This is a genomic window from uncultured Nitrospira sp. (genome assembly GCA_902500695.1).
In the GTDB taxonomy this organism is placed as follows: domain Bacteria; phylum Nitrospirota; class Nitrospiria; order Nitrospirales; family UBA8639; genus Nitrospira_E.
On record CABVRQ010000062.1, the window covers coordinates 1 to 2,054 of the forward strand.

Annotated in this window: 2 protein-coding genes; both read left to right on the forward strand. The window is 57.7% G+C overall.

Going from position 1 to position 2,054, the window contains the following annotated elements:
• The first annotated feature begins 211 nt into the window (after nucleotides 1-211).
• Nucleotides 212-1,603, forward strand: coding sequence for an FAD-binding oxidoreductase (locus AAH187_RS14220; protein ID WP_342349127.1), 1,392 nt, complete (start codon nucleotides 212-214; stop codon nucleotides 1,601-1,603).
• 23 nt (nucleotides 1,604-1,626) lie between these two features.
• Nucleotides 1,627-2,054, forward strand: a 428-nt coding sequence (locus tag AAH187_RS14225; protein WP_342349128.1) for a hypothetical protein, incomplete at its 3' end; no start/stop codon positions are given.

The following is a 2,054-nucleotide window of genomic DNA, read 5'->3' on the forward strand; positions in this document are numbered from 1 at the left end:
CCGGCAATTTCCAGTTACTATAATTGTGCGTCCAAACAGGGAGAAAGTTATTTGAAACCAATACAGGGTTTTTGCTGGTAGCTAGATCGCACGCTGTATCTTAAAGTGGATGGTCCGTACCGCTGCCGACTGGTTGGGATGGACTATTTAAACATGAACCACCATATTAAGCCTGCTGTCTGATGGCCTCCATTGGGAGAAGAATGCCAAGATGAATGTGCAAGCCCTACAGAGCCGCATCGAAGGAAAAGTCACGACGGCAACCGACGCCGGGTACGAACAGCTTAGGCGCTCGCTCATTTGGAATCAGTTGACGCCGGGGCGGTACCCGCAGATAGTCGTACAAGTCGCGAATGAGCATGATGTCGTCGAGGCCGTCCGGTTTGCCCGCTCCGAAAATATGAAAGTCGCGGTGCGTGGCGGGGGGCATAGTTGGGTGGGGTTTCCGCTGCGCGACGGGAGCCTGTTGATTGACCTCGGGCGCCTTGACCAGATTTCGATTGACCCCCAGGCTCGCATGGCGACGATTCAACCGGCGGTGACGGGGCGAGAACTCACCCGGCAGTTGGCCGCGCATGGGCTGGCTTTTCCCGTTGGGCATTGCCCGTCGGTTCCCCTGAGCGGTTTTTTACTGAATGGGGGGCTGGGCTGGAACTCTAATGCCTGGGGACCGGCGTGCTTTAGCGTCGAAGCCGCTCACGTCGTCATGGCCGATGGCACCCTCGTCGTCGTAAACCAGGAGGAACATGCCGACCTGCTTTGGGCCATTCGCGGGGCCGGGCCTGGCTTCTTCGGGGTCGTGACCCAATTCGTGCTCAAGCTGTATCCGGTGCCACGTGCCATTACGACCAGCACCTACTATTACCCGTTGTCACGTATGGAAGAGGTCGGCGCGTGGGCGGCGAGCATTGCCAGACAGTTGCCGCGAGAAGTGGAACTGGCACTGTTCTACGCGCAGGCGCCATCCGCCTATTCCGAACCGTGTCGATCAAGCAATGGCTTTGTGTGTATCCTGACTGCGACGGCGTTTCTCGATTCTCAACGTGAAGCCGACGAGACGCTCAGTCTTCTGGAAAATTGCCTCGTTCTATCCGAATGCTTGGGGAAGGAAGTGTTCCAACCGACCCCGCTAGACGCCTTGCTTGATAAGGGTGGGATGTTGTGGCCGGAGCGTCATCGCTGTCTGGCCGATACGTTTTGGTCGAACTCTTCCCCTGCACCGCCGCTGACGACGATGCGTGAGTACTTTTTGCACGCGCCGTCATCGAAGTCACTGGGAGTGTGCGTGTTTGCCACTGGTGCGGAGGATAGTCCGGCGGTGCTGCCCGATGCCGCATTCTCCATGACAGCCGGGACATTGCTCCTCTGCTATGCGATTTGGGAGCAGCCGGAGGATGATGGCGTGAACGCGGCCTGGCATCGGGAGATCGTAGCAGCGCTGGACCCGTTTGCGGTTGGGCATTATGTGGGCGAGTCCGATATTATAGCGAGACCGGGACGTGGCGAGTGGTCGTTCGCGCCTGCGAACTGGCAACGCCTCCGTTCCCTTCGCCGCACCTACGACCCGGATGGTCTCTTTCACGAACCCTTCAGCGCAGGCTGACGATTAAGGATTGTTATCACCCTATGCCAGACCAACAAAAAGCCACCAACCGGGGAACGCAGACGATCATTGGCAAGTTGTCCGGGAAGACGATCGTCATCCCCGATGTGAATGTCCCACCCATGCCCGCCCTGGCGCCTCCTGGCGTGATTCACAATGGCACGAAAATGGAGAACTTCGACGAGATCGATTCCTCCAAAGGCTATCCCGATGTGCGGAGTTTCAGAAGAAAGTTCGGGCTGATTATCCCCGCTACGAATACCAGCATGGAACATGAACTGTGGAGCATCATCTGTAAGAACCAGGGACCGGACGGGTTACTCGGGGTCGGCCTTCACACGGCGACCGTCATGACGTCGAAGCCGAGATTGGAAACGGAAGAGGATTTGCGGGCGTATAAAAAACAGTTCCTGGGCGGCCTGCGAGCAGCGGTGGATGTGGCGTTGTTGGC